We start from the raw sequence: 18,804 nt of genomic DNA, 5'->3' as shown, positions 1-18,804 counted from the left end.
CCGGCGCGTGGCCGGCGCGGGGCGCGCTACTGCCACGCGCTCGCCGCCCGGACGACCACCTCGGCATCGAGATCGCGCTCGATGCGCACGAGGGCGTCGCGAATCGCCGCGAATTCGTTTGGCGTGCACATCTGATGGCCGAACGCGGCGCGCAGATGCCGGTTGACCTGCAACGTGCGCGTCGCCGGATCGAAGACGTAGTGCGACGCAAACGTGAGCAACGGGTCCTCGACCGTGCTGTCGGTCGGCAGGTCGGTCACGCGCACGAAGCGCGGCAAGCTCATCTCCAGCGTTTCATCGAACTCCCCGCCGATGCACGTCCACGGCCGCGTTCTGACGGGCTCCGCGAGCCACGCCTCGACCTGCGAGCCCATGCCGCCAGCGAGGCTCGTGAGCGCCCGCACGGCGGTCGTGCCGTCCGGCCAGATCAGATGTGGCACGCTGCCCTGCATGGACGTCGCGAACGGACCGCCGGTCACGGCGACGTCGTCGGTCTGCAATTGCGCGGAGCCGTGCAAGCCCGTTTGCAGCAGACGGCTGGCGGCAAGCTGCTGCGCGCCCTGGCGCGTCGCGCGGCGGAACGTGTTGCGTTCGAGCTCCGCGGTATAGCCCCGATCCTCGACCCGGTACGCATAATGTGCGGTGCCGTTTTCGTCGATATCGATCTGTACGCGCGCCTTGCGTTCGCGCCGTTGAGTGGCCGGCGTGCGCGCGAGCACGCCGTCGTCGACGAGCAGCACCGGCCGGTCCATGACGCCGCCAGGCAGATAGCCGAACGCGGTGCCGCCCGCCGTCGTGTCCGCGAATTGCGCCAGCTCGGGAATCCAGATGATCGCGTGATTGATCGCGCTCGCGCCGTAGCCGGGGACCTCGGGCATCGTGTAGTACGGACCGAGATTGAGCAGCACCGGCTCGCTGCGAATGCCGGCGCCCGCGAGCAGCGCGCCGTATAGCGCGACGTGGTCCTTGCAGTCGCCATAGCGGTTGCGCAGGATGTCGGCCGCCTTGTGCGGAATCGCCGCCGTCTCGCCGAGAAAAAGCGCGACGTAGCGGATGTTCAGACGCATCCAGTCGTACAGCGCGCGGGCTTTGTCGCGAGGATCGGTAAGGCCGGCCGTCAGTTGCTGTGCGAGACCGATGATCGCGGGATCGTCGCGGGTCGCGTCGTTGTCGGCGGGACCGCGATAGCGCGCGGCGAAGCTCGCGAAGTCCGGCACCGTCGACACCATCAGCCGGTCGCCCCAGTTCGCGTAGCCGACCGCGCCCGCTTCGAGCCGCGCATAGGGGCCATGCCGGTAGTCGAACTCGTAGCGCGTGCGGCCGTTCGCGGTGACGGGCGGCATCGCGACGTAGCCGCGCGCATCCGCATAGAGCGGCACGTCGGCGGGAAGATCGAAGATCAGACGCTGCTCGTCGACGGGCTCGAGCGACGGCTCGATGAGATAGGCGAAGGTGCCCGCTTGCAGCACCTTCGCGCGGGTCTTGCGAAATTCCAGGTGCACGCGCGAGCCGATCGTGACGCCGGGGAAGATCACGGTGCGCAACACGCCGTCCTCGAAGCTCGGCGCGCCGGACGAGCGCGGCTCCTGCACGTCGCGGATCGCCTCGGGACCGACCGCATGCGCGGTGCCGTCGGGGTCGATCGTTTCGGCGGCCAACAGTTGCACCTGCTCGATGTCCTTGTTGAACCACACGTAGCGTTGCGCGATCTCGTCGACGCCGCTGGCCGTGTCCGCGCGCATCAGCGTGTCGTCGTGTTCCTCGATGGAACCGTCTTTCTGGATCACGAACAAATGGACGTCGCGCTCGATCGTCGCAGGGGCACGTTCGTTGGTGGAGGTGGCGATTTCGCCGGCTGCCGCGCAAAGGGGCAAGGCGATGCCGCTCGCGGCGGATAGCGCGGCAAGCAACACCGCGGCGCGCACGCCGCGCACGCGGCACGCGAGCCCGATCATCGCGATCGACGTGTGCGCCAACGTGACGACGACGTTCCCCAAGATCCACCTCGGACAGGTTCGTGTCGTCGTTGTAGCACATCGCCGACCCGTGCGTTTCGGGCCGGAGTCGGCGTTGCCGCGTCGAGCTCGAGCGGCATTGAAGTCACCAGCGCACCCCCGACGCAGCGGCCGGCGTCGATCGTCTTCACTCGCCGTCGTCGAGCTGGCTCAGCAGGGCCTGCAGTTTTTCCACGTGCCGCAGCAGCATGTGCCGGTGCTTGTCGATCTGTTCCAGCCGGCCCTCCAGGTCGGCTTGAATGCGGTCGTCGAGTTCGGCCGCGGCCATTACGTCCTCGACCTTCCCGCGCATCGATGCAAGCTCCACCGGCGCGTGCAGCAGGTGCCGCTCGAAGCGCCGCACTTCCTGCGTCGCGAGATCGCGCACCTTGCGAAAATGCGCATGACGGCGGTGCGCTTCGACATCGAGCGTTTCTTCCTCGAGGCGTCGCGCGGGCGGCGGCTGCCCAAAAATCGGCTCGGGCCGCAACACCGTCTTCTTGCGCACCGGATGCGCGGTGCCCCGAAAGCGCGCGAGCGGCTGCTCGTTGTCGATCGCCTCGCGCGCATTCGGCGGGATCTCGTGACCGGTGTGCGGCACGTTCATCCAGCCGCCCGGCAAACCGGTGACGGCCTCGACGCCGCGCACGAATTCCTCGCTGAATTCGCGTTGTCCGGACAGCATCAGCTTCAGGTAGCTCGCGGAAAACGTCATCATGCGCGCGAGCCGGCTCGCGGCGCCGACCTCGCTGGTCAGCAACACCAGGTTCGCGCGCCAGACTGGCAGCAGCAATTCGTCGGAATCTTCCATCGCTGGGTCTTCCATCTTTTCGCCTGATGAATCGATGTGCGCGTCGCGCATGTCATCGTTTTGAAAGGGTAGTCGTCTCGCGGTGTCGCGTGCAATGTCGCTATGCCGCTTTGCGTGCGGTGGGGCCCAGATGCCGAAGGTACACATTTGACACGGTACGCACCGGCCAATTCAGCGCAAAGCGCGTTGAAACAGGGCTTTCGACACATCGCGTGTTGCCTTGAGACACGTATTCGAGCGCCGGTCCTATCCGCGGCCGCTTGATGTGGCATGCTTACACGCCGATGCGGCACGCGTCGTGCTGCATGGGTTGCTCCACAACACTGACTTAAGGGTTTTGTAATGAAGAAAATCGTTCTCGCCATCGCCGCAGCCGCTGCCACCCTGAGCGCGATCGTCCCCGCTCAGGCCAATGAGCATCAGCACGAGTGCCATAAGGTGCACGTGCATCATCATTGGGAAAAGCGCTGCCACTAATGGTGAAACCGTGTCCGATGGACGCGGTGCACATCAAAAAGCCCCGCTTTCGCGGGGCTTTTTTTCATGCCGCGCCGCGTCGTGAAACAGCCGGCGCACGATACGCCGTGTGCGCTCGACGCTCAAACCATTCCATATGAACGCGCCGGCGCGCAATCACGGACACATGCTGTTACACCTTCGCGATACGCTGATCGATGCAGGCCGACGCGGACCACGATGCCGCGCGCTCCTGCAGCAATCGTGATCCGCGTGGTGAGAAAGGAATAGAAGCTTCAGGCGGATTTCACGCGAGCGAGAGCCGTCGTTACCAGCGCTTCGAGCAGTGGCGCGACCTTCGCGGCGAGGTCTTCATCGTATGCATAAGGCAGGCGCTCTTCCATGTAGGTGATCTGCGACAGCTCGAGTTGCACCGCATGCACGCCCTGCTCGGGCTGCCCGTATTGCCGCGTGATATAGCCGCCCTTGAAGCGGCCATTCGCGATCGCCGTATAGCCGCCGTGACGCCCGACCAGCGCGGCCAGTTCGTCAGCCAGGCCCGGCGCGGCGCTCGCACCGCTCGACGTGCCGAAGTTGAAATCCGGCAGACGTCCGTCGAAAAAACGCGGCACGCGCGAGCGGATCGAATGCGCTTCCCACAGCAGCACCTTGCCGTGCTTCGCCTTCAGCGCCGCGAGCTCGCCGGTCAGCGCGTCGTGATACGGCTTCCAGTATGCGTCGCGACGGCGTGCGATCTCGGCGTCGTCGGGCAGATGGCCGTCGCGATAGAGCGGCTCCCTGTCGAACGTATCGACCGGCAGCAGACCCGTAGTGTCCTGCCCCGGGTACAGGTTCGCGCCGTCGGGCGGACGATTCAGGTCGACCACGTAGCGCGCGTAGGTCGGCGTCAGGATCGACGCGCCGAGGCGCTTCGCGAATGCATACAGGCGATCGAGATGCCAGTCGCAATCGTCGGTGCGTTGCGCGACCGGTGTCATCGTCACGGCGATCTCGGCGGGGATTTGCGTACCCAGATGCGGGATCGAGATCAGCAGCGGCAGGCTTCCCTGATGCAGCGAGAAAACCGGCGTGAGGTTCGAAGCAGTCATGTCAGTCCGGAATCAGTGGGATCGGAGAATCAGTTCGGCGGGTCATGGCCGTTATTTGAGCAGTTCCGCGAGCGCCGCGCGATAGCGCGCATAGGCACCCTCTTCGTCGCGATGCCGGCGATCGTCGACGAGCTTGACGCCGCCCGCGTAGACGTCGCGGATCGGCGTATCGCCGTGCTCGCAGAATACGACGCCCGACAGCCACGCCTCGCGCTCATGCCCGGCGATGCTCGTATGGTCGGCGTCGAGCACGAGCCAGTCCGCGCGATGGCCCGGCCGCAACGCGCCGACCGCGCGGCCGGTCGCACGCGCGCCGCCGCCGAGTGCGGCCGCGTACAGACGATCCGCGACATGCAGAGCTTGCGCCGACGCCAGCACGTTGCGCTGCCGGCGCGTCAGACGCTGGCCGTATTCGAGCAGACGCAACTCGGCGCGCCAATCGACGCCGACATGGCTATCCGAGCCGACGCCGATGCGGCCGTGCGCGTCGAGATAGTCTTGCGCGGGAAAAATGCCGTCGCCGAGATTGGCCTCGGTGGTCAGACACAAACCCGCGACCGCGCCGCTCTTCGCGAGCGCGAGCGTTTCGTTCGCATCGACGTGGGTCGCGTGCACGAGACACCAGCGGCTGTCCACATCGAAACGATCGAGCAGCCATTGCACCGGCCGCGAACCTTCGGTTTCGAGGCACGCGTCGACCTCGGCGGTCTGTTCGGCGATATGGATGTGGACAGGCACGGTTGCGTCGATGCCGCCGAGCAACGTGCGCAGCGACGCCTCCGATACCGCGCGCAGCGAATGCGGCGCCACGCCGTAACGCAGCGCCGCATGTTCGGAGCGCGCGGCGCGTAGCGTGCCGAGCAGATCGAGCAGGCTCTCAGGCGTATTGATGAAGCGCCGCTGATCGTCGCGCGGCGCGCGCGCGCCGAAGCCGCTGTACTGATACAGCACCGGCAGCATCGTGATGCCGATACCGCTCGCCGATGCCGCGTCCACCACGCGTTGCGCAAGCTCGGCCTGATTCGCGTAGCGCTGGCCGTCCTGCGCGTGGTGCACGTAGTGGAACTCGCACACCGACGTATAGCCCGCCTTCAGCATCTCGATGTAGAGCCACTGCGCGACGCTCGCGAGGCCTTCCGGCGTGATGCGCGCGGCAAAGCGATACATCAGGTCGCGCCACGACCAGAAGTTATCCGTCGCGTTGGCGCGATATTCGGTGAGCCCCGCCATCGCGCGCTGGAACGCGTGCGAGTGAAGATTCGGCATGCCTGGCATCAGGGGGCCCGCCGCCTTCGGCACACCCGCCGGCGCCTCGGGTTGATCCGTCGTGACCGAGGTCAGCGTGCCGTGAGCGTCCCATTCGAGCAGCACGTTGCGGCGCCAGCCCTCAGGCAGATACGCGTCAGCGGCGAACAGCGATTGATTGCTTTGCGTCATCTCTCAGGTTCTAGTTCAGGTCACACGCGACTCGCGCCGCGTATAAACGGTTTCGCCCGCGCGCACGACCCGCGCGCAGACCGGCCGGCCAATCCAGTAAGCGAGCTCCGCCAGCGAATCGACCGACCACACCGCGAAGTCGGCCGCGCGACCGACCTGCAGCGCACCGTGCCGATCGCTCTTGCCGAGCGCGCGCGCAGCGTGCGTGGTGACGCCTTGCAGCACCTCGGGCACGGTCATGCGAAACAGCGTGCTCGCCATGTTCATCATCAGCAGTAACGAAGTCGCCGGTGAGGTGCCCGGGTTGCTGTCGGTCGAGATCGCGATCGGCACCTCGTAGCGCCGCAGCAGTTCGAGCGGCGGCAACTGGGTCTCGCGGATGAAGTAGTACGCGCCCGGCAGCAGCACCGCGACGGTGCCCGCTTCCTTCATCGCGGCGACGCCGGCTTCGTCGAGAAACTCCAGGTGATCCGCCGATAGCGCGCGATGCCGTGCCGCGAGCGCGGTGCCGCCGCCGTTCGACAACTGCTCGGCGTGCATCTTGACCGGCAGCTCGTAGCGCGCGGCCGCGTTGAACACGCGCTCGCTCTGTTCCAGCGAAAAACCGATGCGCTCGCAGAACACGTCGACCGCATCGACGAGGCCTTCGTCCGCGAGCGCGGGCAGCATCGTGTTGCAGACTTCGTCGATATACGCGTCCGCTCGGCCCGCGAATTCAGGCGGCAACGCGTGCGCGCCGAGAAACGTCGTATAGACCGTGACCGGATAGCGCTCGCCGAGTTGCCGCGCGACGCGCAGCATCTTGCGCTCGCTCGCGAGATCAAGCCCGTAGCCCGATTTGATTTCGATCGCCGTCACGCCTTCGGCGAGCAGCGGTTCGAGCCGCGCGGCCGCTTGCATGAACAGCGACGTTTCGTCCGCGGCGCGCGTCGCGCGCACCGTCGACACGATGCCGCCGCCCTGTCGCGCGATTGCTTCGTAGCTGACGCCCGCGAGCCGCTGCGCGAATTCGTCGGCGCGCTGGCCGCCGTACACGAGGTGCGTATGGCAATCGATCAGGCCCGGCGTCACCCATGCGCCGCGCAGATCTTCGCGCGGCCATGCGGCATAAGGCGTGGGTAAATCGGCGAAAGCGCCGAGCCACGCGATACGGCCGCCGTCGACCGCAATCGCGGCATCGGCGAGCGTGTGGCGAGGATCGCCCTGCGGGCACAAATTCAGGTGATGCCAGACGGTTTGCTTCATCGCGTGCTCTTTGCCGCTCGTTGCGTGTCTGTGGATGGGTTGTCCGCGATGGAGCGCATGTGATGCCCTATCACGGTTGATTCATCATCGCGTGTAGCGAATCGTGATCGCGAGCACCGCGCCGTCGCCCGTCAGCGTGCAAGTGAGCGCGTTCGGCCCGTCGACGCGCAGCGTGTCGCCGGTGTCGAGCCGCACGGCTTGCGCGTGGTCCGCCGCCAGTCCGACCGTGACCGCGCCGCCCGCGCAAAACAGCAGCGCCACGTCGCCGTCGAGCATGCGCGGCGCATCCTGCCGCGTGCCAGTGCGCCACACGTCCAACTCGCCCTGCGCCACGGCGCGGCGCACCATCAGGTTGAAGTCGCGCGTTGCCCCGTCGACGAGCCGCGCGTCGATGCGCGTCGCGCCATCGAAGCGCGCGATGTCGAGCGGCTGCCGCAACACATGCGTCGAGGCGACGCCCGCGTCGCCCAGCTCATCGAGCAGCATGCCCGCGCCAGACAGCAACACCAGCGTCCGGTCGACGCCGTCGAAGCGCGAGAACGGTCCCGCCTGCGCGACATCGGCGACGCTCACGCGCCACACGAAGTCGGCGCTCGCCTCGCGCTGCCCGCCGCCGTGCGACGGAAACGCCGCGACCTCACGCGTGAGCCCGCCGCCGTTTTTCCACGGCGCCGCCACGAGGTCGGCGCCGCGAATCAGCGTGACGCCTGCCATGCCGCCCGCGTGATTGGCCATGGTCACGATCAGCGGCCCAGCATCGGCAGATTGAGACCGGCCTCGCGCGCCGTCTGCTGCGCGAGTTCATAGCCCGCATCCGCGTGACGCATCACGCCGGTGGCCGGATCGTTCAACAGCACGCGGCCGAGGCGCTGGTGCGCGGCTTGCGTGCCGTCCGCGACGATCACGACGCCCGCATGCTGCGAGAAGCCCATGCCGACGCCGCCGCCGTGATGCAACGACACCCACGACGCACCGCCCGCCGTGTTCAGCAGCGCGTTCAGCAACGGCCAGTCGCTGACCGCGTCCGAGCCGTCCTTCATCGATTCGGTTTCGCGGTTCGGGCTCGCGACCGAACCGGTATCGAGGTGATCGCGACCGATCACGATCGGCGCCTTCAGCTCGCCGTTCCTGACCATTTCGTTGAACGCCTGGCCGAGACGATAGCGATCCTTCACGCCGACCCAGCAGATCCGCGCCGGCAGACCCTGGAACGCGATGCGCTCGCGCGCCATGTCGAGCCAGTTGTGCAGATGCGGATCGTCGGGGATCAGTTCCTTCACCTTCGCATCGGTCTTGTAGATGTCCTCGGGATCGCCCGACAGCGCAACCCAGCGGAACGGGCCCTTGCCTTCGCAGAACAGCGGCCGGATATACGCCGGCACGAAGCCCGGGAAATCGAACGCGTTTTCCACGCCCATTTCGAGCGCCATCTGGCGAATGTTGTTGCCGTAGTCGAGCGTTGCCGCGCCGCGTTCCTGCAGCGTCAGCATCGCCTGCACCTGCCTGGCCATCGACTGCCTAGCCGGCGTGACGATGCTTTCCGGCGCGGTCTTCATGCGCTCGCGCCAGTCTCCGACCGTCCAGCCCTGCGGCAGGTAGCCGTGAATCGGATCGTGCGCGCTCGTCTGGTCGGTCACGCAGTCCGGCGTGATGCCGCGCGCGACGCACTCGGCGAACACGTCGGCGGCATTGCCGAGCAGGCCAACCGAGATCGGCTTGCCGGCGTGCTTCGCTTCGTCGAGCATCGCGAGCGCCTCGTCGAGCGTCTTCGCCTTCTTGTCGACGTAGCGCGTCTTCAGACGGAAGTCGATGCGCGTCTCGTCGCATTCGACCGCGATCATCGAGAAGCCCGCCATCGTCGCCGCGAGCGGCTGCGCGCCGCCCATGCCGCCGAGACCGCCGGTCAGAATCCAGCGGCCCTTCGGGTCACCGTTGAAGTGCTGGTTCGCGACCGCGAAGAAGGTCTCGTAGGTGCCCTGGACGATGCCCTGGCTGCCGATGTAGATCCAGCTGCCCGCGGTCATCTGGCCGTACATCATCAGGCCCTTGCGGTCGAGTTCGTGAAAGTGTTCCCACGTCGCCCAGTGCGGCACGAGGTTCGAGTTCGCGAGCAGCACGCGCGGCGCGTCCGCATGGGTGCGGAACACGCCGACCGGCTTGCCCGACTGAATCAGCAGCGTTTCGTCTTCGTTCAGGTCCTTCAGTGACGCGAGGATCTGATCGAAGCAATCCCAGTTGCGCGCGGCGCGGCCAATGCCGCCGTACACGACGAGCGCGTGCGGGTGCTCGGCGACTTCGGGGTCCAGATTATTCTGGATCATCCGGTACGCGGCTTCCGCGATCCAGGTCTTGCAGGTCTTTTCCGCGCCGTGCGGTGCGCGGATCGTCCGAGTCGGATCGAGACGCGGATCGACGTGTTTCGGATTGTTCATGGTGTCCCCAATAATGCGTGAAGAGGTTCGATAAAGATTCGGCGAAGACGAAAAAGCGAATTCAGAAATGCCCAGTGAAGCGGTAACGGGTGCCCGGATGCCACAGATTCGCGATCGAGGCGACCTCGCCTTGCGACCACGTGCGCCGGTGCAGCACCAGACACGGCTCGCGTTCACTCATGTTCAACAGCTCGCGCGTGATGTCGTCGGCGGCGAGCGCCTCGATGCGGTACTCGACGCGCTGCAGCGGCGCGACGCGCACGAGGTACTGGTTGGGCGTGGTGTTCGTGAAGTCCTGCAGCGCGTATTCGGGTGCGACGGCCGGATTGACCCAGCGTTCCTCGAGCTGCACCGGCTCCTCGTTTTCGAAATGCAGCAGGCGCGAATGAAACACGGGGCTGCCCGCGCTCACCTGCATCTCTTCGGCGAGCGCCGCATCGGCGATGCTGGCGCCGATGTTCAGCACCCTCGCCTGATAGCGATGACCGCGCGCGACGATTTCATCGGAGATGCTGCGGATCGCCACCAGGGTCGACTCGTACTTGGGACGGGCGACGAAAGTGCCCGAGCCTTGTACACGTGTCAGCACCTGCTCCGAGGTCAACTCGCGCAACGCGCGGTTGACCGTCATGCGCGCGACGCTGAATTCGCGCGCAAGCTCGTTTTCGGAGGGCACCTGGTCGCCTTCGGCCCACTCGCCCGCATGAATGCGCGCGAGGATGAAGTCCTTGATGCCCTGATAAGCGGGTGCGTTCATGGGTGTGATCCGCGCTCTCGACGACTCATTGCTCCGACGCGAACGAGAACGGGCTCAGCTTCGCGACCGCGCCGGCCTGCACGAGCTTCGTGACCGCCGCGATGTCCGGCGCGAAGTAGTGATCGAGCTCGTAATGCGCGACGTCCTTGCGCACGAGGTCCATCACCTTCTGCAGGCTCGGGCTGGTCTTGTGCGGCGCGCGCAGATCGACACCCTGGGCGGCGGCGAGCAGTTCGATCGACAGGATGTTCGCGGTGTTGTCGGCGATATCGCCGAGCTTGCGCGCGGCGAACGTCGCCATCGACACGTGGTCTTCCTGGTTCGCGGACGTAGGCAGCGAATCGACCGAAGCCGGATGCGCGAGCGTCTTGTTTTCCGACGCGAGCGCGGCGGCCGTCACGTGCGCAATCATGAAGCCGGAGTTCACGCCGCCATCCTTGACGAGGAACGGCGGCAGGCCCGACAGCGTCGCGTCGATCAGCAGTGCGATGCGGCGTTCGGCGAGCGCGCCGATTTCCGCTACTGCGAGCGCCAGGTTGTCGGCCGCGAACGCGACCGGCTCGGCGTGGAAGTTGCCGCCCGACAGCACTTCGCCGGTGTCCGGGAAAATCAGCGGATTGTCGGAGACCGCGTTCGCTTCCCTCAGCAGCGTTTCGGCGGCCTGACGCATCTGGTCCAGACACGCGCCCATCACCTGCGGCTGGCAGCGCAGGCTGTACGGGTCCTGCACCTTGTCGCAATCGGCGTGCGACACGTTGATCGCCGAGCCTTGCAGCAGCGAGCGATAAGCCGCGGCCGCGTCGATCTGGCCTCGATGGCCGCGCAGTTCGTGGATGCGCGCATCGAACGGCTTGACCGAACCCATCGCCGCGTCAACCGACAGCGCGCCGGCGACGAGCGCCGTGCGGTACAGGTCTTCGATCGCGAACATGTTGTACAGCGCGAGCGCGGTCGAAGCCTGGGTGCCGTTCAGCAGCGCGAGACCCTCCTTCGCCTGCAGCGTCAGCGGCTTCAGACCGACGAGCGCGAGGCCTTCGGTGGCCGGCATGCGCTCGCCCTTCGCGAACACTTCGCCGACGCCGAGCAGGGTCGCCGACATATGCGCGAGCGGCGCGAGGTCGCCTGATGCGCCGACCGAGCCCTTGACCGGGATCACCGGCAGCACGTCGGCGTTGAACAGCGCGATCAGCGCCTCCATCACTTCGCGGCGGATGCCCGAGTGGCCGCGGCCGAGGCTCGACAGCTTCAGCGCGATCAACAGACGCACGACCGGGCGCGACATCGGCTCGCCGACGCCGACCGCGTGCGACAGCACCAGATTGCGTTGCAGCAGTTCGAGCTGATCGCGCGGAATGTGCGTGCCGGCGAGGCGGCCGAAGCCGGTATTGATGCCATAAGCCGGCTCGCCCTTGGCGGTGATGTCGGCGACGGCCTGCGCGCACGCGTCGATAGCGGCGTGGCTTGCGGGATCGAGTTGCAGGGTGAGCTGCTCACGCGCGATCTGGCGCAGTTGCGGGAGGGTCAGGTAGCCGGGCTTCAGAATCATGGTTGTCGTCCTGTCTATACAAGTTCAAACAAGTCTAGCCGGCGGGCCTTGTATATACAACTTATTTTTCGAGACTTCGTGCCTGGGGATTTCCATTATTTGGCACGTGGCTCGGCGGGAGCGCGGCGGGTTTGGCGGCAGGTCGCAGGCGGCGGGTCCTCGACGCATGGGTCGGCGTGGCCGCCGTGATTTAGCCCACAGTTGTATATACACCTTCGCGGCGCGGGTCGCCATCTGGCCAAAATTGGCGCGCTCTCGCTGGCGGGAAGCCGGACACGCCGGCTCCGCCGATATCTGGGTTATAGGACAGAAGGCTCTGCGACGCGGATCAGAGCTTGACCCGCGCCGCGATGAAATCCAGAAAGCACTGCACGCTGCAGGATTCGACGCTGCATGCGCGCGCGCTCGGCGAGAGCAGGCTGCGCGTGCTCGCGAGCCCGGCGTATCTGGCCGAGCACGGCGAGCCGACCACGCTCGACGCGCTTGAGCGCGCGGCTCACACCGGAGATGGTCTGCCCCAACTTCTCGGCCGCCGCGGTAATCGAGCCGCTGTCGATCACGGTGACGAACACCAGCAATTCATCGGTGGAGGTTTTCATTGTTGATTTCAGATCAAGATTGATTTGAGACTAACACGCTTTTTGCGAGAATCCGCGCGGGCGATACTGCGTGCCTGTCTGGCATTTCCCTCAGGAGAACGTCTTGAAGATTTTCGTTACTGGCGCAAGCGGTTTTATCGGCGGCTCGATCGCGGCGCATCTGGCGCGCGCCGGCCATCAGGTGCGCGGGCTGATTCGCAAACCCGAACACAGCGGCGAGTTGCAGCGGCTCGGCATCGAGCCCGTGCTCGGCACGCTCGACGACCGCGCGTTGCTGATCGCCGAAGCGCAAGCGGCCGACGCGGTGATCAACGCCGCGAGCAGCGATCACGAAGGCGCGGTACGCGCGCTGATCGACGGACTCGCCGGTTCGGGCAAGGTGTTCCTGCACACGAGCGGGTCGAGCATCGTCGGCGATGCGTCGGGCGGCGAAGCGGGTGAAGCACGCATCTATCACGAAGACGCGCTGCCCACACCGACCGCCGACAAGGCCGCGCGCGTCGCGATCGATCAACTGGTGCTCGACGCCGCGCAACGCAACGTGCGCTCGGCCGTGCTGTGCAACACGCTGATTTACGGTCACGGCGCGGTGGCCGGCAGCGCGAGCGTGCAGTTGCCGCGACTCGTGCGCCAGGCGCAGAAAAGCGGCGTCGTGCGTCATGTGGGCAGCGGCGGCAACGTCTGGTCGAACGTGCATATCGACGACGTCGCCGAGCTGTATCGCCTCGCACTCGATAAAACCCCTGCCGGCACGTTCTATTTCGTCGAAAGCGGCGAAGCGTCGTTCCGCGACATGAGCGCCGCGATCGCACGCGCGATGAAGCTCGGCGCGCCGCAGGACTGGCCGCTCGAAGACGCGAAACAGGAATGGGGCTACGAAATGGCCTCGTACGGTCTTGGCTCGAACAGCCGAGTGCGCGGCGAACGCGCGCGCAAACTGCTCGGCTGGCAACCGCGGCGCAGGTCGGTGATCGAATGGATCGAACGCGACATCATGGGGCCGCAAAGCACCGTTTGACGCGGCTTTGCGCGCCGCGCAACGTAAGCTGTGTAAGCGCGGTCGTTGCGAATCCGTAAGCTCCTTTCGATAGAATCGTGGGCACCTGACGGTGCGATTCCACCGTCGCGCACACGCCCCGATTCGACCGATGAGCTTCGCGCTGAACTTCGACTGGCTGACCAACCTGATGGCGATTCTGTTCGTCGTCGCGTGTCTGTACGACACGCGCTACGACGAATACGGCGTGCTGACGCTCGCGGCCGCGGCGATGAGCCTCATCGTGATGGCGATGGAAATGTTCCTCAGACCCGCCTTTGAGATGGCGCTGTAGCGAGCTGATGCAGCGCTCGTGCAGCACAGAGGCGGCGCGCGCCCCTTGCCCCCTTCGTCGACCCGCTTCACCGCTTCACACCGTGTACGATCCGCACGCCGGGCAAGCCGCGCGCGCGTGGTCGTCGTAGCGGTCGTGATGCCGGACCCAGTCGGTCAGATTACTGTTCTCGTTGCGGCCTTTCGGCGCGATGTCCAGAAGCGCGTAGGTGTTCACGAAGCGCTCGTCGCCGCGTGCGTAGCATGAGTACGTGTGATACACGTCGCCGTTTGCGTCCTTGTAGAACACGCTGTGGCCGTGCTGTTCGTCGATGCCGACGTCCTGCTCGGTGAAGTTGTAGAACGCCTTTTTACTCGCCAGCTGCTCCGGCGTGAACGACACGTGGTAGTCGAAATTGAAATCGCTGCCGCTCGACGACACCCACGGAAAGGTCCACCCCATGCGCCGTTTGAACGCGTCGATCTTCTCGAGCGGCGCGTGCGATACCGTCACATAGCTGACGTCGTGATGGACCAGATGCGTGAGAATGCCGCTCATATGGTCCGACAGAAACGAGCAGCCGACGCACCCCTCTTCCCAGTCCGGGCCCAGCATGAAGTGATAAACGATCAACTGGCTGCGGCCGTCGAACAGCTCCGCGAGCGTCTTGCGGCCTTCCGGCGTATCGAACGTATAAACCTTGTCGACCTTGACCCACGGCAATTCGCGGCGCTTGCGCGCGAGTTCGTCGCCGGCGCGCATATGCGCTTTTTCGTCGGCGAGCAGCGCGCGGCTCGCGGCGAGCCACTCTTCCCGGCTGCCGATGCGATGTTGCGGTTCCATCTGCGTCTCCTTTCCTGCGGATGCAGGGCTTGACCTCAAGGTTAAGGTTTAGAGACGCTGACGCGAAAGTCAAGGAGCCGCAACGAAACTCAGATCGCCCAGCCGCCGACATAAAACCCGACCAGCACGACTGCGATCGCCACGGTCCCGACGTTGAGCTTGCGATACTCGCCGCTGACGACGCGTCCGATCACGAGCGTCGCGAAGCCGAGCATGATGCCGGTCACGATGTTCGCGGTCAGCACGATGAACACCGCGCACACGAGCCCCGCCATCGCGTCGACCATGTCGTCCATATGCAGCTTGCTGACGTTCGACAGCATCAGCAGCCCCACGTACATCAGCGCGGGCGCGGTCGCATACGAAGGCACCAGCGCGGCGAGCGGCGAGAAGAACATCACGACGAGAAACAGCAGACCGACGACCGCCGCCGCCATCCCCGTCTTCGCGCCCGCCGCGACGCCGACCGTCGACTCGATATACGCGGCCGCCGGCGCGCCGCCGAGCAGGCCCGAGAAGATCGAGCTCAGCGAATCGGCGGTCAGCGCGCGGCCGCCGTTGATGATCCGGCCGTTTTCGTCGAGCTGCCCCGCCTGGCCCGCGACCGCGCGGATCGTGCCGGTCGCGTCGAACACGGCGGTCATCACGAGCGCGAGCACGCTCGGCAGCACCGCCATCGACAGCGCGCCCTTCACGTCCATCGCGCCGATCAGCGACGCATGACCCGGCGCGCTCAACGACGGCACCGCGAAGATGCCGTGAAACGCCACGGCCGGATCGATCGCGAGCCCGATCGCCGAGATCGCGACGATCACGATCAGGATCGAGCCCGGCACGCGCCGCCGCACGAGCCCGAAGATCGCGGCGAGTCCGGCGACCGACATCAGCGCTGGCAACGCCGCAATATTGCCAAGCGACACCGGCAGCCCCGCGCCCGGATTCTTGACCACGAGCCCGACGTCGTTCGCGGCGATCAGCAGCAGGAACAGGCCGATGCCGATCCCGGTGCCGTGCGCGATGCCGACAGGCAGGTTGCGCAAAATCCACGAGCGCACGCCGGTCACCGAAATCGTCGTGAACACGACGCCCATCAGGAACACCGCGCCGAGCGCAACGGTTGGATGCAGGCCCTTGCCGAGCACGAGGCCGAACGCGGTGAACGCGGTCAGCGAGATCGCGCAGCCGATCGCGATCGGCAGACGCGCCCACACGCCCATCAGTAGCGAGCCGAACGCCGTGGTCAGACACACGGCGACGAACACCGCGCTGGTATCGAAGCCTGCCTTGCCGAACATGCCGGGCACGACGAACACGGAATAGACCATCGCGAGGAAGGTCGTGATGCCGGCGACGATCTCCTGGCGCTGCGTGCTGCCGCGCGCGGAAATGTCGAAATAGCGGTCGAGAAAGCCCTTACCGCGGAATGATTCGGTGTCGAAGGATTCGCTCGCGACGTCGGAATTCGCGAGGGCCTGGGGTTCCATCATGATGAGTGCCTCCTTTATCAGCGCGCTGAAACGGCCGCTAAAGCGGCCGTCATCAGGTTCGTCTCGTGGATTTGTTGGTGTGGATAACGCTTTTCTGAGTCGAAATGTAGGTGAAGCGAACTATGTGTCCAATCGCATGAATGGCATGCCGGACATGTCGCGCGACTTATATCTTTTGCGCGACGGTCGCTCGCGCGAACGCTGCGCGCGTATACACCTACGGCATACGGGCAGCCGCGAAACGCGCCGCACCCACCCCGGCGATCGCGTTCCAGGCACGCGGCGTGCAGCGCTATACCGCCAGCGCATCGGGGAAACCGCCTGCAACGCAACCGGCGAAAGGCTGCCCGCGCGGCAGCGCAGGTTAAACTCTGGGCCGTACCCCATCCAACCGCGGCGGCTCATCGCGCCCGTCCGCACCTGCCCGTGGAGTTTTTCCTGATGACTGGCGGTTTTCCGCGCCCCGCCGGGCGCCTGCCGATTGTCCCGTTTGGACCGCCTGGATCGCTTCGCCCGCTCGATTCGCCTGATTCGCTCGATGTGCTTCGACTGTTCCGCTGGCTGTGCACCGTGGCCGCGCTGTTCGCGTTCGCCGCGCTGTCCGGCTGCAGCAGCCTGCTGTGGGGTACGCAGCAGGCGCCGATCGTCGATGCGACGGTGATGCCGGTCGAGCCGGCAAGCGCGCCGGTCGCCGCGTCCGCGTCCGAGCCGGTCGAGAGCGAGGCGAACGAGGGGCCCGAGGAGCCGAAGAAACCGAAGAAGCCGGTCGTGAAGCCGCACAAGGTCGAACCGCCGCCGCCCGTCGTCGTGCCGGCTCCGCCGCCGCCCCCGCCGCCGCCGCCGCTGATCGTGCTGCGCACGATCGAGCGCAGCGACGCGCACGCGCTGCTCGACAGCCAGGTGCAGAAGCCCGACGGCAAGGTGGTCGGCCGCGCGGTCGACATGATCGCCGACGCGGCCGGCAAGCCGCGCGAGATGGTCGTCAATCTGCAGGGCTTCCTCGGCGTCGGCGACCGCAAGGTGAACTTCCCGTGGGGCGCGTTCCACTTCGTGCCGACCGCGAAGGGGGCGCCGATCACGCTGAACCCGACGGCCGTGCCGAGCACCGCGAACAAATCGAACCCGCTGGAACTGGCGCTGCTCGATGCGACCGTCGAGCGCGCGAACGGCGCCAAGGTGGGCCGTGTGGTCGACGTGCTGATCGACGGCAACGCGCAGCCGCAGGCGATCGTCCTCGACGTCGGCGGCATGGTCAGCACCGACCGGCGCACGATCGCCGCGAACTGGTCGGCGCTGCGCTTCGTCACGCGCGACAAGGAACTGCATCCGCAGATCGATCTGAGCGACGCGCAGATCAACGCGACGCCGCTCTACGCGAGCGACAAGCCAATTCGCGCGGTGTCGCCGGCGCCGCCCGCGCAGCCTGCCGCCAGCGCCGCCCCGGTGGCCTCGGCGCCGCCGGCCGCATCGTCGGCCGTCGCGGTTTCCAACGCACGGGCGGTCCGATGACGGTCCGTACTATGGTCACGGCGCGAAGTCTGCGCGCGCTCGATTGGCTGAACTTCTTCGTCGCCAACGTGCAGACGGGATTCGGGCCGTTCATCGCGTCCTACCTCGCATCGCACAAGTGGACCCAGGGCGAGATCGGCATGGTTCTGTCGGTCGGCACGATCAGCGCGATGGTCAGCCAGGTGCCCGGCGGCGCCGCGGTCGACGCGTTGCGCAACAAGAAAGCGGCGGCCGCGTGGGCGATCGGCGCGATCATCCTCAGCGCGATGCTGCTCGCGATCAGCCCGACCGTGCTGCCGGTGATCGCCGCCGAGGTGTTCCACGGCTTCGCGAGCTGCATGCTGACGCCGGCGCTCGCGGCGATCTCGTTCGCGCTGGTGGGTCGCGCGAATCTCGGCGACCGGCTCGGCCGCAATGCGCGCTGGGCGTCGATCGGCAGCGCGGTCGCGGCTGGTCTGATGGGGCTGTTCGGCGAGTACTACTCGCCGCGCGCGGTGTTCGTCCTGACCGCGGGCCTCGCGGTTCCCGCGCTGATCGCGCTCGCGATGATCCAGCGCACCGACACGATCGAGCTGCCGCAAGCGGCGCCCACCCCCGAGCAGCTCGAGCGGCGCGAAAGCCTGCGCGAGCTGCTGCGCGACAAGCGCATGCTGCTGTTCGCCGCGTGCATCGTACTGTTCCATCTGTCGAACGCGGCGATGCTGAACCTGGCCGCCGGCGAAGTGACGGCCGGCATGGGAGACAACGTCCAGCTCGTGATCGCGGCATGCATCATCGTGCCGCAGGCGATCGTCGCGATGATGTCGCCGTGGGTCGGGCGCTCGGCCGAACGCTGGGGCCGCCGGCCGATTCTGCTGCTCGGCTTCTCCGCGTTGCCGATCCGCGCGCTGCTGTTCGCGGGCATCAGCAGCCCCTATCTGCTCGTGCCGGTGCAGATGCTAGACGGCTTGAGCGCCGCGGTGTTCGGCGTGATGCTGCCGCTGATCGCCGCCGACGTCGCCGGCGACAAGGGCCGCTACAACCTGTGTATCGGCCTGTTCGGGCTCGCGGCCGGCATCGGCGCGACGTTGAGCACGACGGCGGCGGGCTTCGTCGCCGATCGTTTCGGCAACATGGTGAGCTTCTTCTGCCTCGCGGCGGCCGGTGCGCTCGCGGTGCTGCTGGTGTGGGCGGCGATGCCCGAGACGCGCGACGCGGCGACGGCCAGCAACGGCGATGGCGCGGCTGTGTCCGGTCGTGGAAAATCGGCCGCGAGGTGAGTCGCGCGAG

At 66.5% G+C, this 18,804-nt stretch carries 16 protein-coding genes and 1 pseudogene; 5 read left to right on the top strand and 12 right to left on the bottom strand.

Going from position 1 to position 18,804, the window contains the following annotated elements; all coding sequences use genetic code 11:
* Nucleotides 1–26: 26 nt before the first annotated feature.
* Both OKW28_RS22205 and OKW28_RS22200 read right to left on the bottom strand, forming a co-directional pair.
* Entirely contained in the window at nt 27–1,955 is a 1,929-nt protein-coding gene (locus OKW28_RS22205; RefSeq protein ID WP_429454398.1) for a DUF3857 domain-containing transglutaminase family protein, read from the bottom strand.
* Between the two features lie 187 nt (nt 1,956–2,142).
* Nucleotides 2,143–2,805 carry a hypothetical protein gene (locus tag OKW28_RS22200; RefSeq protein ID WP_429448977.1) on the bottom strand — a complete coding sequence of 221 codons (663 nt, stop codon included), beginning with the start codon at nt 2,803–2,805 and terminating at the stop codon, nt 2,143–2,145.
* Between the two features lie 342 nt (nt 2,806–3,147).
* Here OKW28_RS22200 and OKW28_RS22195 point away from each other — a divergent pair, with 342 nt between their 5' ends.
* Nucleotides 3,148–3,282: a hypothetical protein gene (locus tag OKW28_RS22195; protein ID WP_429448976.1), complete on the top strand. Its 135-nt coding sequence runs from the start codon at nt 3,148–3,150 to the stop codon at nt 3,280–3,282.
* A 275-nt stretch (nt 3,283–3,557) separates the two neighbouring features.
* Here the strand turns inward: OKW28_RS22195 and hutG are convergent, their stop codons facing one another.
* The 8 genes and pseudogenes from hutG to OKW28_RS22155 form a co-directional block, all read right to left on the bottom strand.
* The gene (gene hutG, locus OKW28_RS22190; RefSeq protein WP_429448974.1) at nt 3,558–4,370 is read right to left on the bottom strand and encodes an N-formylglutamate deformylase; all 813 of its coding nucleotides are present in this window, start codon (nt 4,368–4,370) and stop codon (nt 3,558–3,560) included.
* A gap of 51 nt (nt 4,371–4,421) precedes the next feature.
* Nucleotides 4,422–5,807 (bottom strand): formimidoylglutamate deiminase, encoded by a 1,386-nt coding sequence (locus OKW28_RS22185; RefSeq protein WP_429448972.1) that lies wholly within the window; start codon nt 5,805–5,807, stop codon nt 4,422–4,424.
* A 15-nt stretch (nt 5,808–5,822) separates the two neighbouring features.
* Complete coding sequence (gene hutI, locus OKW28_RS22180; protein WP_429448970.1) at nt 5,823–7,052, bottom strand: imidazolonepropionase; 1,230 nt, start codon at nt 7,050–7,052, stop codon at nt 5,823–5,825.
* A gap of 84 nt (nt 7,053–7,136) precedes the next feature.
* Nucleotides 7,137–7,787: a HutD/Ves family protein gene (locus OKW28_RS22175; protein ID WP_429448968.1), complete on the bottom strand. Its 651-nt coding sequence runs from the start codon at nt 7,785–7,787 to the stop codon at nt 7,137–7,139.
* A gap of 8 nt (nt 7,788–7,795) precedes the next feature.
* A complete protein-coding gene (gene hutU / locus OKW28_RS22170; protein ID WP_429448967.1) occupies nt 7,796–9,484 on the bottom strand; it encodes a urocanate hydratase in 1,689 nt (562 codons plus the stop codon).
* A gap of 61 nt (nt 9,485–9,545) precedes the next feature.
* Nucleotides 9,546–10,241, bottom strand: a complete 696-nt coding sequence (gene hutC, locus OKW28_RS22165; RefSeq protein ID WP_429448966.1) for a histidine utilization repressor — start codon at nt 10,239–10,241, stop codon at nt 9,546–9,548.
* A 25-nt stretch (nt 10,242–10,266) separates the two neighbouring features.
* Nucleotides 10,267–11,787 carry a histidine ammonia-lyase gene (gene hutH / locus OKW28_RS22160; RefSeq protein ID WP_429448964.1) on the bottom strand — a complete coding sequence of 507 codons (1,521 nt, stop codon included), beginning with the start codon at nt 11,785–11,787 and terminating at the stop codon, nt 10,267–10,269.
* Between the two features lie 470 nt (nt 11,788–12,257).
* A pseudogene (locus tag OKW28_RS22155) lies at nt 12,258–12,386 on the bottom strand (LysR family transcriptional regulator); the annotation flags it as partial.
* A 103-nt stretch (nt 12,387–12,489) separates the two neighbouring features.
* On the opposite strand from OKW28_RS22155, the gene OKW28_RS22150 reads away from it, so the two are divergent.
* Both OKW28_RS22150 and OKW28_RS22145 read left to right on the top strand, forming a co-directional pair.
* Entirely contained in the window at nt 12,490–13,404 is a 915-nt protein-coding gene (locus OKW28_RS22150) for an NAD-dependent epimerase/dehydratase family protein (protein ID WP_429448962.1), read from the top strand.
* A gap of 130 nt (nt 13,405–13,534) precedes the next feature.
* Nucleotides 13,535–13,717 carry a hypothetical protein gene (locus OKW28_RS22145; RefSeq protein ID WP_018418561.1) on the top strand — a complete coding sequence of 61 codons (183 nt, stop codon included), beginning with the start codon at nt 13,535–13,537 and terminating at the stop codon, nt 13,715–13,717.
* Nucleotides 13,718–13,792: 75 nt separating this feature from the next.
* Here the strand turns inward: OKW28_RS22145 and OKW28_RS22140 are convergent, their stop codons facing one another.
* On the bottom strand, nt 13,793–14,539 hold the full coding sequence (locus OKW28_RS22140) for a DUF899 domain-containing protein (RefSeq protein ID WP_018418562.1): 747 nt from the start codon (nt 14,537–14,539) through the stop codon (nt 13,793–13,795).
* 89 nt (nt 14,540–14,628) lie between these two features.
* Nucleotides 14,629–16,023: an NCS2 family permease gene (locus OKW28_RS22135; protein ID WP_429454396.1), complete on the bottom strand. Its 1,395-nt coding sequence runs from the start codon at nt 16,021–16,023 to the stop codon at nt 14,629–14,631.
* Nucleotides 16,024–16,467: 444 nt separating this feature from the next.
* Between OKW28_RS22135 and OKW28_RS22130 the strand changes: the two genes are divergently transcribed.
* Nucleotides 16,468–17,535: a PRC-barrel domain-containing protein gene (locus OKW28_RS22130; RefSeq protein WP_429448959.1), complete on the top strand. Its 1,068-nt coding sequence runs from the start codon at nt 16,468–16,470 to the stop codon at nt 17,533–17,535.
* The gene (locus tag OKW28_RS22125; RefSeq protein WP_429448957.1) at nt 17,532–18,794 is read left to right on the top strand and encodes an MFS transporter; all 1,263 of its coding nucleotides are present in this window, start codon (nt 17,532–17,534) and stop codon (nt 18,792–18,794) included. Before OKW28_RS22130 ends, OKW28_RS22125 begins: the two co-directional genes overlap by 4 nt.
* The last annotated feature ends 10 nt before the right edge of the window (nt 18,795–18,804 follow it).

This window comes from Paraburkholderia sp. 40 (assembly GCF_050434105.1).
In the GTDB taxonomy this organism is placed as follows: domain Bacteria; phylum Pseudomonadota; class Gammaproteobacteria; order Burkholderiales; family Burkholderiaceae; genus Paraburkholderia; species Paraburkholderia tuberum.
The sequence above is the reverse complement of the archived record's forward strand: the minus strand, read 5'-3'. Positions and strand labels throughout refer to the sequence as shown.